The sequence below is a fragment of the Streptomyces sp. NPDC001407 genome, assembly GCF_042895325.1.
In the GTDB taxonomy this organism is placed as follows: domain Bacteria; phylum Actinomycetota; class Actinomycetes; order Streptomycetales; family Streptomycetaceae; genus Streptomyces.
This window is the reverse complement of sequence record NZ_JBIAWF010000024.1, coordinates 54,567-71,740: the sequence shown is the minus strand read 5'-3', so window position 1 is coordinate 71,740 and position 17,174 is coordinate 54,567. Positions and strand designations below refer to the sequence as shown.

At 70.4% G+C, this 17,174-nt stretch carries 17 protein-coding genes; 7 read left to right on the top strand and 10 right to left on the bottom strand.

Annotated features, from left to right (window positions below):
- The first annotated feature begins 271 nt into the window (after window positions 1–271).
- The gene (locus ACFY1P_RS27875) at window positions 272–1,186 is read left to right on the top strand and encodes a helix-turn-helix transcriptional regulator (RefSeq protein ID WP_390752159.1); all 915 of its coding nucleotides are present in this window, start codon (window positions 272–274) and stop codon (window positions 1,184–1,186) included.
- A 72-nt stretch (window positions 1,187–1,258) separates the two neighbouring features.
- On the opposite strand, the gene ACFY1P_RS27870 is transcribed toward ACFY1P_RS27875, so the two are convergent.
- The 4 genes from ACFY1P_RS27870 to ACFY1P_RS27855 all read right to left on the bottom strand — a co-directional run bounded on the left by ACFY1P_RS27870 (window position 1,259) and on the right by ACFY1P_RS27855 (window position 3,871).
- Complete coding sequence (locus ACFY1P_RS27870) at window positions 1,259–1,765, bottom strand: hypothetical protein (protein ID WP_390752158.1); 507 nt, start codon at window positions 1,763–1,765, stop codon at window positions 1,259–1,261.
- A gap of 10 nt (window positions 1,766–1,775) precedes the next feature.
- A complete protein-coding gene (locus tag ACFY1P_RS27865) occupies window positions 1,776–2,687 on the bottom strand; it encodes a hypothetical protein (protein ID WP_390752157.1) in 912 nt (303 codons plus the stop codon).
- A 165-nt stretch (window positions 2,688–2,852) separates the two neighbouring features.
- Window positions 2,853–3,056, bottom strand: coding sequence for a DUF397 domain-containing protein (locus tag ACFY1P_RS27860; protein WP_390752156.1), 204 nt, complete (start codon window positions 3,054–3,056; stop codon window positions 2,853–2,855).
- Window positions 3,053–3,871, bottom strand: a complete 819-nt coding sequence (locus ACFY1P_RS27855) for a Scr1 family TA system antitoxin-like transcriptional regulator (RefSeq protein ID WP_390752155.1) — start codon at window positions 3,869–3,871, stop codon at window positions 3,053–3,055. Before ACFY1P_RS27855 ends, ACFY1P_RS27860 begins: the two co-directional genes overlap by 4 nt.
- A gap of 144 nt (window positions 3,872–4,015) precedes the next feature.
- Between ACFY1P_RS27855 and ACFY1P_RS27850 the strand changes: the two genes are divergently transcribed.
- On the top strand, window positions 4,016–4,399 hold the full coding sequence (locus ACFY1P_RS27850; protein ID WP_361528300.1) for a DUF6415 family natural product biosynthesis protein: 384 nt from the start codon (window positions 4,016–4,018) through the stop codon (window positions 4,397–4,399).
- Window positions 4,400–4,421: 22 nt separating this feature from the next.
- Here the strand turns inward: ACFY1P_RS27850 and ACFY1P_RS27845 are convergent, their stop codons facing one another.
- From ACFY1P_RS27845 to ACFY1P_RS27835, 3 genes are read right to left on the bottom strand one after another with little or no spacing between them, the layout of a single operon-like run.
- Complete coding sequence (locus ACFY1P_RS27845) at window positions 4,422–4,673, bottom strand: hypothetical protein (RefSeq protein WP_390752154.1); 252 nt, start codon at window positions 4,671–4,673, stop codon at window positions 4,422–4,424.
- Between the two features lie 29 nt (window positions 4,674–4,702).
- Entirely contained in the window at window positions 4,703–6,100 is a 1,398-nt protein-coding gene (locus ACFY1P_RS27840; RefSeq protein WP_390752153.1) for a gluconate:H+ symporter, read from the bottom strand.
- A 37-nt stretch (window positions 6,101–6,137) separates the two neighbouring features.
- Window positions 6,138–6,650 (bottom strand): gluconokinase, encoded by a 513-nt coding sequence (locus ACFY1P_RS27835; protein WP_390752176.1) that lies wholly within the window; start codon window positions 6,648–6,650, stop codon window positions 6,138–6,140.
- Window positions 6,651–6,788: 138 nt separating this feature from the next.
- Here ACFY1P_RS27835 and ACFY1P_RS27830 point away from each other — a divergent pair, with 138 nt between their 5' ends.
- Window positions 6,789–7,490, top strand: a complete 702-nt coding sequence (locus ACFY1P_RS27830) for a FadR/GntR family transcriptional regulator (RefSeq protein WP_390752152.1) — start codon at window positions 6,789–6,791, stop codon at window positions 7,488–7,490.
- A 167-nt stretch (window positions 7,491–7,657) separates the two neighbouring features.
- Here ACFY1P_RS27830 and ACFY1P_RS27825 read toward each other — a convergent pair whose 3' ends face one another.
- On the bottom strand, window positions 7,658–9,106 hold the full coding sequence (locus ACFY1P_RS27825; RefSeq protein ID WP_390752151.1) for an MFS transporter: 1,449 nt from the start codon (window positions 9,104–9,106) through the stop codon (window positions 7,658–7,660).
- 170 nt (window positions 9,107–9,276) lie between these two features.
- Here ACFY1P_RS27825 and ACFY1P_RS27820 point away from each other — a divergent pair, with 170 nt between their 5' ends.
- The 3 genes from ACFY1P_RS27820 (at window position 9,277) to ACFY1P_RS27810 (ending at window position 12,059) form a co-directional block, all read left to right on the top strand.
- Window positions 9,277–10,122 (top strand): helix-turn-helix transcriptional regulator, encoded by an 846-nt coding sequence (locus ACFY1P_RS27820; protein ID WP_361534928.1) that lies wholly within the window; start codon window positions 9,277–9,279, stop codon window positions 10,120–10,122.
- A 146-nt stretch (window positions 10,123–10,268) separates the two neighbouring features.
- Entirely contained in the window at window positions 10,269–11,036 is a 768-nt protein-coding gene (locus ACFY1P_RS27815) for a class I SAM-dependent methyltransferase (RefSeq protein ID WP_390752150.1), read from the top strand.
- Window positions 11,037–11,114: 78 nt separating this feature from the next.
- Window positions 11,115–12,059, top strand: a complete 945-nt coding sequence (locus tag ACFY1P_RS27810) for an NAD(P)-dependent oxidoreductase (protein WP_390752149.1) — start codon at window positions 11,115–11,117, stop codon at window positions 12,057–12,059.
- Between the two features lie 843 nt (window positions 12,060–12,902).
- On the opposite strand, the gene ACFY1P_RS27805 is transcribed toward ACFY1P_RS27810, so the two are convergent.
- Complete coding sequence (locus tag ACFY1P_RS27805) at window positions 12,903–14,342, bottom strand: amidase (protein ID WP_390752148.1); 1,440 nt, start codon at window positions 14,340–14,342, stop codon at window positions 12,903–12,905.
- A gap of 191 nt (window positions 14,343–14,533) precedes the next feature.
- Between ACFY1P_RS27805 and ACFY1P_RS27800 the strand changes: the two genes are divergently transcribed.
- The gene (locus ACFY1P_RS27800; protein WP_390752147.1) at window positions 14,534–16,012 is read left to right on the top strand and encodes an alpha/beta hydrolase; all 1,479 of its coding nucleotides are present in this window, start codon (window positions 14,534–14,536) and stop codon (window positions 16,010–16,012) included.
- 364 nt (window positions 16,013–16,376) lie between these two features.
- Here the strand turns inward: ACFY1P_RS27800 and ACFY1P_RS27795 are convergent, their stop codons facing one another.
- Window positions 16,377–17,171: an alpha/beta fold hydrolase gene (locus tag ACFY1P_RS27795; protein ID WP_361528657.1), complete on the bottom strand. Its 795-nt coding sequence runs from the start codon at window positions 17,169–17,171 to the stop codon at window positions 16,377–16,379.
- Between the last annotated feature and the right edge of the window lie 3 nt (window positions 17,172–17,174).

Genomic DNA, 17,174 nt, shown 5'->3' with positions numbered 1-17,174 from the left:
GGCGCCCGCTTGTACTGCCCGTGCGACAACGCGTGCACGACGATTCCGGTTGCAGGGACACCACAGAACGAGGGAAATCTCGCCAGGCGGATCGCTCGCATGGCACGCCGATGCCCTCTGCCGCCAGACGCCCCGAACAGAAGTCGGACAGGGAGGCCGCGCGAGTGACATCCCACTCACAGGCTTGCGATTTGCCCCAATATGGCAGATCTTACTGTTGACGATTGCCAACAGCTCAGGCACTCTGGCCACCAACACAGGGGGCATCCACATGGAGTATGAGTTCACGTTCGTCGTGGACGGAGCGACTGTCGACGACGACACAGCAGTCAACCGCCTCGCAGATGAACTGGACGCAATGCTCGCCCGGGCCGGTGGTCAAAACCTCCTCGGCGTCTCTTCCCATGGGGACAGCGCTGTCGAAGCCGCGCTCTCCGTGGCCCACACAGCCCGCGGCCTGATTCCCGGCTTGCGACTGCTGCGGCTGGACCGTGATCTGGTCGGGGTGCAGGAGATCGCCGAGCGAACAGGTCGCTCACGTCAGAACGTTCATCAGTGGGCGACCGGCGCACGCCTCGCCGACAAAGGGCCCTTCCCCCTGCCGGAAGGCACCGTGGGCCGGGCGCATGCTTGGCTCTGGAGCGAGGTGAATGACTGGCTGCGCCAGCACGGCCTTGACGACGGAACCCTTTACCCGACCCGGCACGAGATGACGCAGATCGACTACTTCCTGGCGAACGCTCTGAGTTTCTCGTTCCGCTCCACGCCTGCGCAGGGGTTCACCGAGTCGAGGCAGGAAGTCTTCGCCGCGCTGATGGAACATCTCGCCGGCTTCTCCCAGTTCGTGTCCCGCCTTCCATTGGAGAACCCGGCAGATCAACACATCCTGGCCATCGCCGGTCATGACGAACCCGCTCATGAAGTCATGCGCTTCATAGCCGAGGCGAACCGGGATGTCGTACTGGTCAGCTCAAGGGACGACGTGATCACGGGCGTCCACTTCTCAGTGGACACGAAGGGGCCACAAAAGGTCGTCTATGTGCGGCATGACTGCACGGTGTGGGACTGGATGGACCTGGTGAGGGACAAGCCTTCAGCGACGTTTGTCGCCGAGAGCCCCGCCCCCTTGACGGCTCCACATTTCCATCCCAAGCAATCGCTGTCCTTCAACACGGCCGCAGCCTGACCAGTTCATCCGTCTGCGGCCGGGCCCCGTACGGGGGGTGCGGCCGCACGTGCGTGTGCGCGGCGGACGCGGCTACGCCGCCAGTTCGTACGCCTCCAGCCGCTTGATCATGCGCCGCACGATCAGCAGCGGGATCACCCCGAAGAACCCGAACGACATGTCGATCAGCTGCCAATAGAAGGGAATTCCCCGGATCGGCCCGCAGATCAGGGCCAGCGGGACGATGGCCGCGCACGCGATCATTCCGAATTCGATGACCCAGATATTGCGGACCGGGTCGCGGTAGGGGCCGTAGAAGGCGATCGCGATGACCAGGTGGGCGAAGGCCAGCCAGTCCGTGCCGTACAGCACGAAGGGGTACTTCGTGTCGGTCGCCTCCAGGCCCTCGCGGACCCTGCCCACCCAGTCGACCAGGCCCGGCAGGTGGCCGGGCACCGGTGAGCCGTCGGAGCGCAACGCCTCATCGAGCCAGCGGATTTCGGTGACCAGCGGAAAGGCCGTCAGTCCGCTCAATACGAGGCCGACGATAAAGACGACCAGCCAGATTCGAATACGGCGCCGAAGCGCTTCGTGCCCCATGTATCGGAGCCTATGTCCATCCCGTCGGCGTTCCCGCACCGGGTCCCTGAGCCGGGAACATTTCCGGGCCCGCCCCGTGCAGCGCCGCCCGTACGGCGGCCATGCCTCGGCGGGTCGCCGCCACGGCACCCGAGGTGTCGTGAGCGGGAGGAGAGGGAGCCACCGCCCGTACGGGTGGTTGCGTGAATTGCCGTTCCTTCGCGCGCTGTTCCGCGAACGTGGGAGCGTCCGGCATCTTGCGGAGCAGGCGGTTGCGGATGAATCCGGCGGCGGAGTGGACGTGATCGGGCAGCCCGCCCGTCAGCGCTTCCCGGACCTCCGCCAGACACGCACCCCGCTGGAACCACTCCCCCGCGAGCGGTGCGAGGCGGGCGATGTCCCGGCCCGTCAGGCGTAACCGGCGCTCGGTGCGGGAGACGGTGGTCAGGGCGTACGCGCCCTGCTGGACCAGAGGCGGTGGCACGGGGGCGGGTTCGGGCTCTTCCGGAGGGGCGGGTTGGGGAGGTTGGGAAGTGTTCTCCCTCGTGTCTTTGTCTTGGTAACGGCCGACGGACCGGCGCCCCGGCTCACCGACGGCCGGAATATCGGTACCCGGTGGCGCCTCGCGCGCGGCAGCGGCCTCCTCGGCCGTCAGCGGCACCCCGGAGACGAGCTGCTCGGTGGTCCACCGCCCGCCCCGCCCCTGCTTGCGCCACTCGTGGTAGTAACCGGCCGCAGCCAGCTCCCGCTTCGCACGGATGAACCCCGTCGTCTTGATCCCCGCCCGCTCCGCCACCTTCCACAGCGGCAGATCCGCGGCGGGCGGCAGCGACAGCTGCCAGATCAGCAGGCGCACGGCGTCCGAGGAGAGCTCGGGATGGCGAATGATGTCGTTGGCAACCTGCGTGAACGCACGCGCAGGCGCGATAGCATGCCGAAGCACTTGGTGGGCCTATCTCCCAACCGGGTGTAGACCCCTGGACTGGTGTGGGTAGCACCGCCAGGGGTCGCCTCGTATGTCGGAACGAGGCAACCCGTCTGCCGCCACCGTAAAGCACGATTTCCGCCCGGCCGCGGCTACTTGGCGCACATCCCTCGAACGGGTTCCCTAGGCGGTCAGGGTGTCCGCGTTCACGGCGGTGACGAACGCGGCCCAGGCATCGGAAGTGACCATCAGGGCCGGTCTGGAAGGGTTCTTGCTGTCCCGGACGGGGACGATGCCGGGGAAGTCGTCGGTGACCTCGACACAACCCTCAGCATTGGTGCTGTAGGAGCTCTTGCGCCAGGCAGCATGAGCAAGGGTGCCTATCACGCGTACTTCTCCTCAACTACCTGGCGAATGAATCCAATTGATGCTCGTGGCGACAGTGCTTCCGCTTGCAAGTGATCATAGAGGGCGACGAAAGGTTCCACGTCATCCGGGGCGGTGATGAACTTCGGGTCGGTGGGTTCCTGCCGGTACACCACTGTGCGGCCGTCACGGAGGCTGAAGATCGAGGTCAAGCCGATGCCTGCGATCAAGGTGTCCTGGCCGAACGGAATGACCTGGACATTGATGCGCGGCTGCTCTCCCAGCTTGATCAAGTGCAACAGCTGGTCCCGCATGACGTCCGGCTGACCGAGGGTCCGATAGAGAGCTGATTCATCCAGAACGCTCCAGATCCAGGGCGGGTTGGAGCCACCCAGGACGTCCTGTCGCCCCATTCGGATTTCGACCTTCTCGTCGGGATCGCCACCGAAGAAGGGCACACCCGCTCGCAGCATGGCCGTCGCATACTCCCTGGTCTGAAGCAGGCCAGGGATCGTGTCCGTATAGTGTTGGATTTTCTTCGCCTGGGACTCGGCATCGACGAGCTTTTCGGCCCACCTGTCATCACGGCCGTGCGTGAGATAGTCCCACAGCTCAATGAGGTCGTCGCCCGCCTCAAGCACCTTGTCCAGCAGCCGCACGATATCCAACGGCGGCACATCCGTACCCAGTTCGTACTGCGCGATACGGCTCCGCGAGAGCCGCACCAACTCACCCAGCTGCTCCTGCGATAGCCCGCGCGCGATGCGCAGCTTACGGATCTTCTTCCCGTACCACTCATTGAGCGACGAGGGGTGAAGTCGCTTGGGTGCGGGCACAGTCGCTCCCCCTTGCTCCGGGAGCCGACATCCCCTGACATCGTTCCCGATCTTCTAACACCGTAACTACTGGTCACCCTAGCGCTACGCCCCGATGCTGAGAACCGAAAGAACCCCGTACGGACAACTCCCCTAGGACCTCGCATGGTTCCCGTCTTCCCCGGCACCGCGGTGACCGGCCACAGCCTGCCACTCGTTCGGATTCTCGAAGAGCTGATCGACAAGGACGACCCGAAGCCCACGCACGTCGAGCTGCGTACGTGGACCGCTCAGCTCACGATCTATCTGACGGGCGTGATCCGCGTCGTGCGGGAGGACGCCCTCAAGCTCGTCCTCGACGACCCGGTGCGCGATGCCGCCCTCGCCGCGACTGACGAAGCCGGGCACCGACTGAGGGTCGGGCCCGGCAACGGATATGTGTCGGCGATCGCTTACGCCATGTCGCTCGCCAGCGCCGTCAAGTCCCTTCAGGAACACGAGAAAAAGCTCTGCGAGGAATCCTCGGCGCAGGCGCCGGACCGCCCGTGAACGTCAGACGGCGAAGCCGCCGTCAACGCTCACGGTCGTCCCGGTGATGTAGCGGGCGTCCGCTCGCGCCGTCGGCAGGGTTGGCATCGGTGTCGGTCGGGCCCGTGGCATGCGGCGACAGCAAGGGAGGGTTCCCCGAGTTCAGCGGACGTAGTTTCTTCAGCCGTTCGGTCGCCAGGGAGATGCCAAGACCCGGAAGCGTGACGGTGTTCCCGAAGTCGGCGATGTGGGTGTCGCTGTACCGGCCGCGCTCAGGCTGGGAGAACACCGTCACCGTGCATTGCTCCCTGTCGCCCAAAGGGCCTACACCACCAGCGACAGCAGCAGCACGAACACCAGCGACACCACCGAAATCACCGTCTCCATCAGTGACCACGTCTTGATCGTCTGGCCGACGTCCATGCCGAAGTATTCCTTCACCATCCAGAAGCCCGCGTCGTTCACATGGCTGAAGAAGAGCGAGCCCGCGCCGACGGCCAGGACGAGGAGTGCCGCGTGGGCGGTGCTCATGTCGGCGGCGAGCGGGGTGACCAGGCCCGCGGCGGAGATCGTGGCGACTGTGGCCGAGCCCGTCGCGAGGCGGATGCCGACCGCGATCAGCCAGGCGAGCAGCAGCGCGGGGACGGACCAGTCCTGCGAGATGTCGAGGATCATGCGGCCGACGCCGACGTCGATCAGGGTCTGCTTGAAGCCGCCGCCCGCGCCGACGATCAGCAGGATGCCCGCGATCGGGATCAGCGACTTCTCGACGGTCGTGGCCAGCCGGTCCCGGCCGAAGCCGACGGCGCGGCCGAGGGTGAAGAGGCCCACGAGCACGGCGGCGAGCAGGGCGATCAGCGGGGAGCCTATGACGTCGGTGACGCGCTGGACGTGGTCCTTGGGGTCGTCGACGACGATGTCGACGAGCGCCTTGGCGAGCATCAGCACGACGGGCAGCATGACCGTTCCCACTGTGACGGCGAAGCCGGGGCGGCGTTCCAGCTCCTCCGAGGGGCGCTGCGGGATCAGCTTCTCGGGCGGGGCGATGTCCACCCAGCGGGCGGCGACGCGGGAGAAGAGCGGGCCCGCGATCACGGCGGTCGGCACGGCGACGAGCACGCCGAAGGCCAGCGTCACACCGAGGTTGGCGCCGATGGCGTCGATGGCCGCGAGCGGTCCGGGGTGCGGCGGCACCAGGCCGTGCATCACGGACAGTCCGGCCAGCGCGGGGATGCCGATGCGCATGAGGGAGAAGTTGCCGCGCTTGGCGACGAGCAGCACCACCGGGATCAGCAGCACGATGCCGACCTCGAAGAAGAGCGGCAGCCCGATGATGCCCGCGATCAGCACCATCGCCCAGGGCATGGCCCGCTTGCTCGACCTGGCCAGGATCGTGTCCACGATCTGATCGGCGCCGCCGGAGTCGGCGAGCAGCTTGCCCAGGATGGCGCCGAGCGCGATCAGGACGCCGACGCCCGCGACGGTCGCGCCGAGCCCGCTGGTGAAGCTGGTGATGACCTTGTCGAGCGGGGCGCCCGCGACGGCGCCGAGCAGCAGCGAGCCGATGGTCAGGGCCAGAAAGGCGTGCAGCTTCAGGCGGGTGATGAGGAGGACGATGACGGCGATGCCGACGAGTACGGCGATCCCGAGCTGTGCGTGACCCGCCGAAGTGATCGGTCCGGCGGGGGCCGCGGCCAGCATCTCGACGCTGAGAGTGCTCACGGGGCTTCCTAAAGGGGTGGGAGGGGGATGCGGGGGCTCACAGCCGCCGCAGTGCGGCGGTCGCGCGCTCGGCGACGGCCTCGGGCGCGGGCGCGACGTCCACGACGACGCCTGCCTCGTCCGCTTCGAGCGGCTCCAGGGTCGCGAACTGCGAGTCCAGGAGCCTGCCCGTCATGAAGTGGCCCTTGCGGGCGGCCATCCGGCCGGCGATCAGCGCGCGGTCCCCGCTGAGGTGGAGGAAGACGATGCCGGGGGCGGCCGCGCGCAGCCGGTCCCGGTAGGTGCGCTTGAGGGCGGAGCAGCTGACGACCCCGCCCAGCCCGGCGCGGCTGTGCGCCCAGGCGCCGACGGCGTCCAGCCAGGGGGCGCGGTCGGCGTCGTCCAGCGGGATACCGGCCGACATCTTGGCGATGTTGGCGGCCGGGTGGAAGTCGTCACCCTCGGCATAGGGGACACCGAGGGCGTCCGCCACCAGGGGGCCGATCGTGGTCTTGCCCGTGCCGGACACTCCCATGACGGCCACGACGTGGGGGGCGTGGGGGGCCTGCATCGCTACCTCGCTGTCTTCGTCGACCTCGACGCCATCGGCGACGCGGCCCACTCAAACTCATTGGTACGACGTATTCAAGCCCCTGTGACCTAAAAGTCATACTTAATTGCCGGTGCTCGTGAACCGTAGGCTGACCCCATGAAAAACCAGGGGCAGGGGCTGCACGCGCGCGTGCTGGAATCCCTCGGGCCCGCGATCACGGCAGGCGAGTACGCACCGGGCACCGTCCTGCGCACCGACGAGCTGGAGGAGCGGTTCGAGGTCTCGCGGACGGTCATCCGCGAGGCGGTACGCGTCCTGGAGTCCATGCGGCTGGTCACCTCGCGGCGCCGCGTCGGCGTGACCGTACTCCCCACCGAGGAGTGGAACGTCTACGACCCGCGCGTCATCCGCTGGCGGCTCGCCGGCGCCGACCGGCCGCGCCAGCTCCGCTCGCTCACCGTGCTGCGCTCGGCGGTCGAACCCGTCGCGGCCGGTCTCGCCGCCCGCCTGGCCACCCCGGCGCAGTGCGCCGAACTCACCGAGCACGCGCTCGGCATGGTCGCCACCTCACGCGGCCAGCAGCTGGACCGCTATCTCGTCCACGACATCGCCTTCCACCACGTGATCCTGCGCGCCTCGGGCAACGAGATGTTCGCGCGCCTCGGTGACGTCGTCGCCGAGGTCCTCACCGGCCGCACCCAGCACGAGGTGATGTTCACCGACCCCGACCCGGCGGCGGTCACCCTGCACGTACGCGTCGCGGAGGCCGTACGCGAACACGACCCGGTCCGGGCGGAGGCCCTCACCCGCGAGATCACGGCGGGCGCGATGGCGGAGCTGGACATTCTGGCGCCATGACGCTCCGCTGGAAGTCCGGTGCGTCGTCTGCGGGTGAGTCGTTGGCTGGTCGCGCAGTTCCCCGCGCCCCTTCAGGGCGCTGCGGAACCGGCTGAGAGCCGTAGAACCGCAGAAAAGGGTCCGGCGGGGGCGATCGCCCCCGCCGGACCCGTACCGCTGCCGGTTCGTCAGTGCTGCCGCTCCGCGACGGCGGCCGGCACCGGCCGCTGCTCGGGCATCGGAGCGGCCGCCCGCGGCGCGACGCGGCGCGTGGCGATCACGGCCAGGACGAGGATGGCCACGCCGCAGGCGGTGACGATCCAGTAACCCGGCCGCACCGCCCGCGTGTAGCCCGTACCGCCGTCGTGCAGCCCGGTGGTGAGCACCGCCCCGAGCACCGCGACGCCCAGCGCCTGGCCGAACTGGCGGCTGGTGGAGACGATCGCCGCGGCCACGCCCGCCTGCTCCTTCGGCATGCCGGCCATGGCGGCGTTGGTGATGGGCGTGTTGGCCAGCCCGGCGCCGATGCCGATCAGGACGTACGCGGTGAAGAGCAGCCCGTCGGTCGTGAACGCGGCACCGGCGGCGAGCAGCGCGCCGCCCGCCGTGGTGGCGGCCCCGGCGAGCAGCAGCGGCAGCCGCGGGCCGCGGCCCGCGGTCAGCCGGCCGGAGATCGGCGAGGTGATGATGTTCATGACGGCCATGGGCAGCATGTAGAGGCCGGCGTGCAGGGCGGACATGCCGCGGGTGTTCTGGAGGTAGAGCGTGTTGAGGAAGAGGAAGCCACCGAGCACGAAGAACGAGCACACCGCCATGACGCTCGCCCCGCTGAACGCGGCGCTGCGGAACACCCGCAGTTCCACGAGGGGTTCGACGCGCCGGCTCTCGTAGGCGACGAGGGCGATGAGCGCGAGCGGCGCGGCGATCACGCAGGAGAGGGTCTGCGGCGCGGTCCAGCCGGTGCTGGGGCCCTCGATGATGGCGTACGTCAGGCTGCCCAGCAGCACCATGACCAGGATCTGCCCGACGGGGTCGAACCGGCGGGGCCGGGGCGCGCGCGACTCGGGCACGAAGCGGGCGGCGCAGATCAGGGCCGCGAGCCCGATCGGCAGGTTGATCCAGAAGATCGAGCGCCAGCCGACGCCCTGGACGAGTGCCCCGCCCACCATCGGGCCCAGCGCCATCGACACGCCCATCACCGCGCCCCACACGCCGATCGCCTTGGCGCGCTCGCGCGGCTCGGTGAAGGTGTTGGTGATGATGGACATCGCCACCGGGTTGAGCATCGAGGCGCCGACCGCCTGGAGGACGCGGAAGGCGATGAGCCAGTCCAGGCCGGGCGCCAGCCCGCACAGCAGCGACCCCAGGGTGAAGAGGCTCAGGCCGGTCTGGAAGACGCGGCGGCGGCCGAGCCGGTCACCGGCGGATCCGGCGAGCATCAACAGCGAGGCCAGCACGATGAGATACGCGTCGGTGGTCCACTGCAACCCCGACAGCGAGCTGTGCAGATCGCGCTGCATCGCGGGCAGCGCCACATTGAGCACGGTGTTGTTGAGGTTGCCGATGAAGACGCTCGTGCAACAGACCGCCAGGACGAGATTCCGCCTTTTACGGGTGAGTTCAGCCTGAGTGGACACGGTCTGTCCACCGTCCTTCCTCCGGGGGCCCTGAGCCCCGTCGCTTCCGGGTCCGCGGAGCTCCGCGGTGGCCTCAGCTTGCCGCCGGAGCGCGGGAGTGGGGAGGCCCGGCCAAGGGGGGCCCTGGCAGGGCCCCCCTTCCCCCGCACCGGTCAATGCATAATGCATTTATGGGTCATGCGCCGGAGGGGATCACGACCGGACTGGGCGACTTCCTGCGGAGCCGGCGGAGCCGGGTCACCCCGCAGCAGGCGGGCCTGCCCCCGTCAGCGGGGCGCAGGCGCACCGTCGGGCTGCGGCGCGAGGAGGTCGCGATCCTCGCGGGCGTCAGCATCGAGTACTACCGCCGCCTGGAACAGGGCAAACAGCAACGCCCCAGCCCCGCCGTCCTGGAGGCCATCGCGCGGGTCCTCGACCTGACCGAGGACGAGCGCCGCCACCTCATGGCACTGAGCCGACGCCGCACACCGGCCCCCGGGGACCGGCCGGGCGAGGCGTACCGCACGGTCCGGGAGGACGTGCGCCGCATGCCCGGCATCGCCCACCCCTACCCCGCCTGCGTGCTCAGCCGCGCCAGCGACCTGCTGGCCGCCAACGAACCCGGGATGCGCCTCTTCCCTGGCATCGAGGACTGGCCCGAGCCGGAGCGCAACACCGCGCGCTACGCCTTTCTGCACCCCACCGCCCGTGAGCTGTACGCGAATTGGGACGATGTCGCCCACGGCGTCGTCGCCCATCTGCGCGCGGCCGTCGTCGTACACCCGGGCGCACCGGACATCGCCCGGGTCGTCGACGAACTCACGGCGCAGAGCCCCGAATTCGCCACCCTGTGGCAGCGCTACGACGTCCATACGCGGACCAACGGGCGCAAGGTGCACCGCCATCCGGAGGTGGGGCTGATGACGCTGACGTACGAAGCCTTCGACGTGGCCCGGAGCGACGGTCAGCGGCTCATCGTCTACCAGGCGCCGCCGGGCACGCCCGACCACGAGGCGATGCTGCGCCTGTCGGCCTGATCGCCCGGAATTGCCGGAATACCGAAAAGCTGCCACCCATTCACGGGGGTTCCTCAACTGGCCATATCCATGCATCAGTTGACACAGTTTTGACTATGCACCTTGTCACGCCGGCGTTACACGCCGTTCGTGTTAGCGTCATTTTCATGACGAATTCAATTCCCGAATCGACGGAGCGTTTCAGCAAGTTCGCGGAATTCTATGACCGGGTCCGGCCGAAGCCGCCGCAGGAACTCGCGGACCTGCTGCGTCAGTGGTCCGGCACCGAGAACCCGTCAGTGGTCGACATCGGCTGCGGCACCGGCCTTTCGTCCACGATCTGGCCCGAGGTGACCGGCGTGGAGCCCTCGGCCGAGATGCGGGCCATCGCCGCCCGGCGCGGCATCAAGGTCGTCGACGGCACCGGCGAGGAGACCGGACTGCCGGACGCCTGCGCGGACATCGTGACCGTGAGCCACGCCCTGCACTGGTTCGACCCGGCCCGCGCCTTCCCGGAGATCGCCCGCATCATGCGGCCCGGCGCCGTCCTGGCCGCCTTCGACTTCGACTGGCCGCCCGCCGTCGACCCCGAGGTCGACGCCGCCTACCGCGAGTTCGAGGCGACCCACACCGCGCTGGAGGCCGAGCGGGGCCTGCGCCCCACCTTCCTCGCCAAGAGCGGGCACCTCGGACGGCTGCGCGACAGCGGCCTGTTCCGGCACGTCAACGAGGTGTGCCTGCACATGAAGGAGACCGGCGGCGCCGACCGCTTCGTCGACTTCGCGGCGAGCCAGGGCGGCATCCCGGCCCTCCGCGAGCAGGGCGTCGACGAGGACGCGCTGGGCCTCACCCGGCTGCGGGAGGTCGCCGGGCGCCGGATGACCGACCGGTCGACGTGGTGGTGGACCTGCCGCGTCCGCCTCGCGACCCGCTGATCCGCCGATCCGCCGATTTGCCGATTTGCCGATTTGCCGCACGACACCGTACGCGTACGGAGAGGGGGAGGAACACACGTGGGACGCCTCGTGATGCCCGACTGCCAGGGGTATCCGCAACTGGCCGAGATCGTCCGCCGCTGCCCCGGCAGCGAGGCGATCGAGATCTTCACCGATCCGTGCACCACTCCGTCGCAGCTCGCCGAGCGCATCCGCGGAGCCCGTACCGTCGTGCACTTCTTCGGCGGCCGGCCGCTGGACACGGAGGTGCTGCTGGCGGAACGCCCCCGGGAGGTCGTGGTCGCGGGGCCGGTCGGCCGGGCGGTCGACACCGAGGCGGCCCGGTCCGCCGGGATCGCGGTCTACGAGACGCCGGGCCTCGCCGCGGACTCCGTGGCCGAGTTCACGCTGACGATGCTGCTCGCGCTGGCCCACCGGATGCCGACGGCCGTGGGCTCCGCGCGGGGCTGGTCACCGGCCAACGGGCGTGATCTGTCAGGGCAGTTGCTGGGGATCGTCGGCTGGGGCCGCATCGGCTCCCGGGTGGCCCGGCTGGCGCAGGGCATCGGCATGCGGGTCGCGGCCTGGTCACCGTCCCTGGACGAGGCCACCGCCCGCGCGGCCGGGGCCGTGCACATGCCCCTGGACACCCTGCTGAGCAGCGCGGACGCGGTCAGCCTGCACCTACGGGCCACGCCGGGGAACCGCGAGATCATCGACGCGCGCCGACTCGCCCTGCTCGGCCCCCGGACGCTGCTGGTCAACACCGCCCGCGCGTCACTGATCGACATGACCGAACTGCGCGCGCGGCTGGCCGCGGGGCTCCTGGGCGGGGTGGCGCTGGACGTCTTCGACGTCGAGCCGCTGCCCGCCGACGATCTGCTGCGCGGGCATCCGGATGCGCTGGTCACGCCGCATATGGCGTGGATGACGGATGATGCGGTCGGGCGGTTCCTGGGGGCGGCGGTCGCGTTCGCGGCGTCGGAGGAACGGGGGGAGGGGCTGGTGCGGCGGGTGGTCTGAACGGGTGGCTGGCGCCTGCGGCGGGTGGCCTGAACGGGTGGGGCGCCTGCGGCGGGCTTGTCCCCCAGCCCCGCCCCTCCCCAAACCGGGGCACGCGCCCCGGGCCCCCGGCTGCGGGGCGGTTGCGCCTGCGGCGGGCTTGTTCCCCTACCCCGCCCCTTCCCGGCTGCATCTGATGTGCGGCTCCGCGGCGTTGGGGGCGCTGCCTCAGCCCCGTGGCTGCGGGTGGGTGGGCGCCTGCGGCGGGCTTGTTCCCCAACCCCGCCCCTTCCCGGCTGCATCTGATGTGCGGCTCCGCCGCGTGGGGGGCGCTGCCCCAGACCCCTGGCTGCGGGTGGGTGGGCGCCTGCGGCGGGCTCTTTCCCCAACCCCGCCCCTTCCCGGCTGCATCTCATTTGCGGCTCCGCCGCGTGGGGGGGGCGCTGCCCCAGACCCCGAGCTGCGGGCCGGTTCGCCGCCTGCGGCGGGAACGCCCTTCGGGCGTGTCCTCAAACGCCGGACGGGCTGAAAACAAGAGCATGGCGTGCCCCGAAGCGTGATGTCGCTCTCCGGCGGGAGGGGGTGGGGTCGGAGGGTGGGGTTCTGGAACGCGGTGCGACTTCACGGCACTCAATACGCGTAAGGGTTCCCGCACCGCGTTCCAGGTTCCCAGCCCGGAGGCGCCACCCCCGGCACCCACCACCACCCAAGCCCGGCCGGCGATTGAGGCCGCCCGCCGCAGGCGCACACAACCCGCACCCGGAAACGCACCCGCACCCACCACAAACCCAGCCCGGCCGGCGCTTGAGGCCACGCCCGAAGGGCGTCCGAGCCGCAGGCGCGAACCGAGCCGCACAAGACCACCTACGCCCCCCACACCCCCCGCCCCACCTCGTGGAGCGCCCGCACCACCCCCACCGGCCACCGCTCAAACCACCGCTGATCCGCCTCCAACTGCGCCGCCAACGAGATCAGCAACGGTTCGCCGGACGCAGGACCAAGCAGCTGCGCCCCCAACGGCAACCCCTCGGCCGTGAACCCCGCCGGCACGCTCACCCCCGGCCACCCCAGAACGTTCCACGGCCACGCGTACGGGCACGCCGCGATCACCCGCGCGTCCGTCTCCCGACTGGAGAGGCCGTCCAGCGCGCCGATCCGTGGCGGCGGCACGGCCGTCGTCGGGGTCAGGATCACGTCGAAGCGGTCGAAGATCTCGCCGACGCGGCGCCGCAGCGGCCCCTCCGCCGCGCGCGCGGCGCGCAGGACGGGGCCGCCGAGCAGCAGCCCGTTGCGGGCGTTCACGTGCGTACGGGGATCGAGCAGCGTCCGGTCGGGCGCCCGCTCCACCCAGTCGCGGATCCCGGCCATCGAGCGCGGCACGAAGCTCAGCCCGACCAAGCCGTAGCGCGGATCCTCCTCGACCACGTCGTGCCCCAGCGCCGCCAGCCGCCCGGCGACGCGCAGGGTCGCCTCCCGTACGGCCGGATCCAGCCATTGCCGTGCCACGGCGTACGCGGGCCGGAAGGACAGCGCGATCCGCAGCCGCCGCGGCTCCCGGCCCGCCGCCGCGAGCAGCCCGACGGAGGGCGGCCGGTGCAGGTCGCCGCGGTGCGAACCACTCACCACGTGCAGCAGCAGCGCCGCGTCCGCGACCGTACGGGCCAGCGGACCGTGGCTGGTGATGCCGTGGAACGCCTCCGGTTCCGGCCAGGTCGAGACCCGGCCGCGCTGCGGCTTGATGCCGATCAGGTGCGTCCAGGCCGCGGGGATGCGCAGGGATCCCGCGCCGTCCGAGCCCAGCGCGGCCGGCACCAGGCCCGCGGCGACCGCCGCCGCGGCCCCGCCGGACGAACCGCCGGGCGTGTGCCGGGTGTTCCACGGGTTGCGGGTGGCGCCGAAGGCACGGCCCTCCGTGACGGGGAACTGACCCAGTTCCGGCGTGTTCGTCTTGCCCACGATCACCGCGCCCGCCGCGCGCAGCCTGCGTACGGCCTCGCTGTCCGCGAGCCGCGGCGGGAAGCGGCCCGCGCAGCCGAACGCGGTCGGCAGCCCGGCCACGTCCATGTCGTCCTTCACCGCCAGCGGCACGCCCAGCAGCGGCGCCCGCTCCCCCGCCGCCAGCCGCCGGTCCGCCACGTCGGCCTCGGCGAGCGCGGCCTCGGCCCGTAATCGCCGGAAGGCGTTCAGTACGGGCTGTGTCTCCTCGATCCGCCGCAGGGCCTCCTCCACGAGCGTGCGCGAGGTGACGTCGCCCGCGGCCAGCGCACGAGCTGTTCCGGTGAGCCCGGTGGGTGTCCGGTCCATGGTGTTTTCCCCTTCCCCCGTTCGAACACAAGCTACTGGCCGGGGAGTTGAATGTGCACCCATCGGACGGGGATCGGGGCCGGGAGCTCCTCCGGGAGCGCTTCGGGGCTCTTCAGGGGGGGGCTCTCCCTACCCTTAGGGGAACGGCTGGCCGGATGGGCAAGTCGCCGCCCGCACAGCACGCTTCACCCATGCGACCAATGACCCGTAAGGCTCTCCTGACCACTCTCTCCGCGGCCGCCCTGGCAGCCACTCTGACCGCTCCCGCCCACGCCGCCACGAAGGCCCCGCAGCTAGCCTGGCAGCCCTGCGCGGAGAAGGACGGCCGCGAGTGCGCCACCCTCCAAGTGCCGCTGGACTACGCCCGCCCCGACGGCCCGACCGTCGACATCGCCGTCTCCCGCCTGCGCAGCGACCACCCCCAGGCCCGGCGCGGCACCCTGCTGCTGATACCCGGCGGGCCCGGCGGCTCGGGGCGCGAGATGCTGGCCGACAAGGGCAAGCGGCTGCGCGAGAAGACCGGCGGCGCGTACGACCTCGTCAGCCTCGACCCGCGCGGCGCCGGCGGCAGCGCCCAGCCCGACTGCGGCATCGACGAGGACGACCGGCAGCTCGTCAACTTCCGCCCGTGGCCCGGCCCCGACGGCGACATCAGCGCCAACGTGGCCCGCGCCCGCCGCATCGCCGACGCGTGCGCCCGCAACGGCGGCCCGCTCCTGCGCAGCATCTCCAGCGCCAACGAGGCCCGCGACATCGACCGCTTCCGCCAGGCCCTGGGCGAGGAGAAGCTGTCGGCCTGGGGGGTTTCGTACGGTACGTACGTGGGTGCCGTGTACGCGCAGAAGTACCCCCAGCACACCGACCGCTGGGTCCTCGACAGCAGCGGCGACCCCGACCCGTCGCGGGTGGAGCGCGGCTGGCTCGCGAACATGTCCGGTGGCGCCGACGACCGCTTCCCCGACTTCGCCGCGTGGGCGGCGGACCCCGCGCGCGGCGCGGACCGCCTGGCGGCGAAGGCGGCGGACGTACGGCCTATGTTCCTGGCGCTGGCGGCCGAACTCGACCGCAAACCGCGGAAGTTCGCCGACACGGGTCATGAGCTGACCGGAAACCTGCTGCGGCAGGTCATGCAGAACAGCCTCTACGGCGATGACCAGTTCCCCCGACTCGCCGCCCTCATCCGCGCCGCCCGCACGGGCGACGGCGCGGTAAGTGTGCCCGACCCGTACCCGAAGCCGCTGTCGCAGGCCGACGCCGCCGTCTTCGCCGGCATCGTGTGCAACGACGGCGCCGAGTGGCCGCGCTCCGTCGACGCCTATGCCCGAGCCGTCACCACGGACCGCGCCCGCCACCCCCTGACGGCGGGCATGCCGGTGGGTATCACGCCGTGCCCCTTCTGGAAGGACACCCCGAGGGAGAAGCCGACCCGTATCACGTCGGACGGGCCGTCCAATGTGCTGATGATTCAGAATCTGCGTGATCCTGCTACGCCGTATGGGGGTGCGCTGAAGATGCGGGCCGCTTTTGGGGGGAGGGCTCGGATGGTTTCGGTGGATGCGGGTGGGCATGGGGTTTATCTGGATGGGGGGAATGATTGTGGGGATGCGGCGGTGACGCGGTTTTTGGTGCGGGGTGAACGGGCGGGGGATGTGGTTTGCGGGTCGCGTTGAGGGCGGGCGCGGGTTAGTTGCGCCTGCGGCGGGCGGCCTCAAACGCCGGCCGGGCTTCGGTTGTGGTGGGTGCCGGGGGTGGGCAACATCGGGTCGTGGGGTGCGCCATGCTTTTGTTTTTCAGCCCGTTGGGGGCACCTCTGGGGGCACCCCCGGACGGAGTCTGGGGGAGGTAGCTGGGGGAGTTTGAGGACAGCGCGCGAAGCGTGCTTCGGGGGTCTGGGGCGAAGCCCCCCGCGCGGCGGAGCCGCACATCAGATGCAGCCGGGAAGGGGCGGGGTAGGGGAACAAAGCGCCGCAGGCGGCACGCCCCGCACCTCCCGAACACCCCGGGAATTCACGCCTGCCCCTCCCAACCCGAAGCTCAAGCCCCCAGGAACCCCGCCACCCGATCACCCCACGTAGCAATATCCGCCGCATTGCCGGAAACATGCAGCGACGCCCCAGGCAAAAGCTCCGCCAGCTGCTCGGCCGTCGACAGCGGGTGGCCGGGATCGTCGGCCCAGGCCAGGATGAGCGTCGGCTGGGTCAGTCGGGCGAGCTTCTCGCGAGCGGGGAGGTCGGACGTGGCGGCGCCGCGCAGCAGAGGCGACAGCAGCTGAGGCGGCACACCGATCGAACGCGGCGGATACCCAGGGGCGTCAGCGAGGGAAGAGGGGACGGCCGCCCCGGCCATCGCCGCGCCGAGCGCCTCGACGCCGCCCTGGTCCACCACGTCGGCGAGCCGGCTGTAGAGAGCGGCCTGCGCCGGGCGCGTCTCCCATGCCGTCGGCGGGATGAGCAGCACGAGCCGGTCGAAACGCTCCGGCTCCCGGACTGCGGCGGTCAGAACCGTGGCACAGCCGAGCGAGGCCCCCATACCCGCCACAGGCCGGTCGGCGCCAAGGTGGTCGAGCAACGCGAGCAGATCGCCGGCGAAACGCGGGAACGTGTAGTCGGACGCCTCCGCCCGACCCGACGAGTCGCCATGACCACGAGCGTCATAACGGACGAACTGCCGACCGGCCAGCCGCTCGACCGCGTCCCAGGCGTACAGCCCCTGGTCGGCCTCGGCCTGACGGCTGAGGAGCATGCCATGGGCGTAGACGGCGAGTTCGCCTTCGCCCGTCGACTCGTAGGCGAGGTGGACACCGTCCGGGAGATCGAATCGCGTCTTCATGAT

Excerpts from the sequence above, each read along its gene's own strand:
- ACFY1P_RS27875 (WP_390752159.1), top strand. The coding sequence starts at position 272 with ATGGAGTATGAGTTCACGTTCGTCGTGGACGGAGCGACTGTCGACGAC.
- ACFY1P_RS27870 (WP_390752158.1), bottom strand. The coding sequence starts at position 1,765 with ATGGGGCACGAAGCGCTTCGGCGCCGTATTCGAATCTGGCTGGTCGTC.
- ACFY1P_RS27850 (WP_361528300.1), top strand. The coding sequence starts at position 4,016 with ATGGTTCCCGTCTTCCCCGGCACCGCGGTGACCGGCCACAGCCTGCCA.
- ACFY1P_RS27835 (WP_390752176.1), bottom strand. The coding sequence starts at position 6,650 with ATGCAGGCCCCCCACGCCCCCCACGTCGTGGCCGTCATGGGAGTGTCC.
- ACFY1P_RS27830 (WP_390752152.1), top strand. The coding sequence starts at position 6,789 with ATGAAAAACCAGGGGCAGGGGCTGCACGCGCGCGTGCTGGAATCCCTC.
- ACFY1P_RS27820 (WP_361534928.1), top strand. The coding sequence starts at position 9,277 with ATGGGTCATGCGCCGGAGGGGATCACGACCGGACTGGGCGACTTCCTG.
- ACFY1P_RS27815 (WP_390752150.1), top strand. The coding sequence starts at position 10,269 with ATGACGAATTCAATTCCCGAATCGACGGAGCGTTTCAGCAAGTTCGCG.
- ACFY1P_RS27805 (WP_390752148.1), bottom strand. The coding sequence starts at position 14,342 with ATGGACCGGACACCCACCGGGCTCACCGGAACAGCTCGTGCGCTGGCC.
- ACFY1P_RS27800 (WP_390752147.1), top strand. The coding sequence starts at position 14,534 with ATGCGACCAATGACCCGTAAGGCTCTCCTGACCACTCTCTCCGCGGCC.
- ACFY1P_RS27795 (WP_361528657.1), bottom strand. The coding sequence starts at position 17,171 with ATGAAGACGCGATTCGATCTCCCGGACGGTGTCCACCTCGCCTACGAG.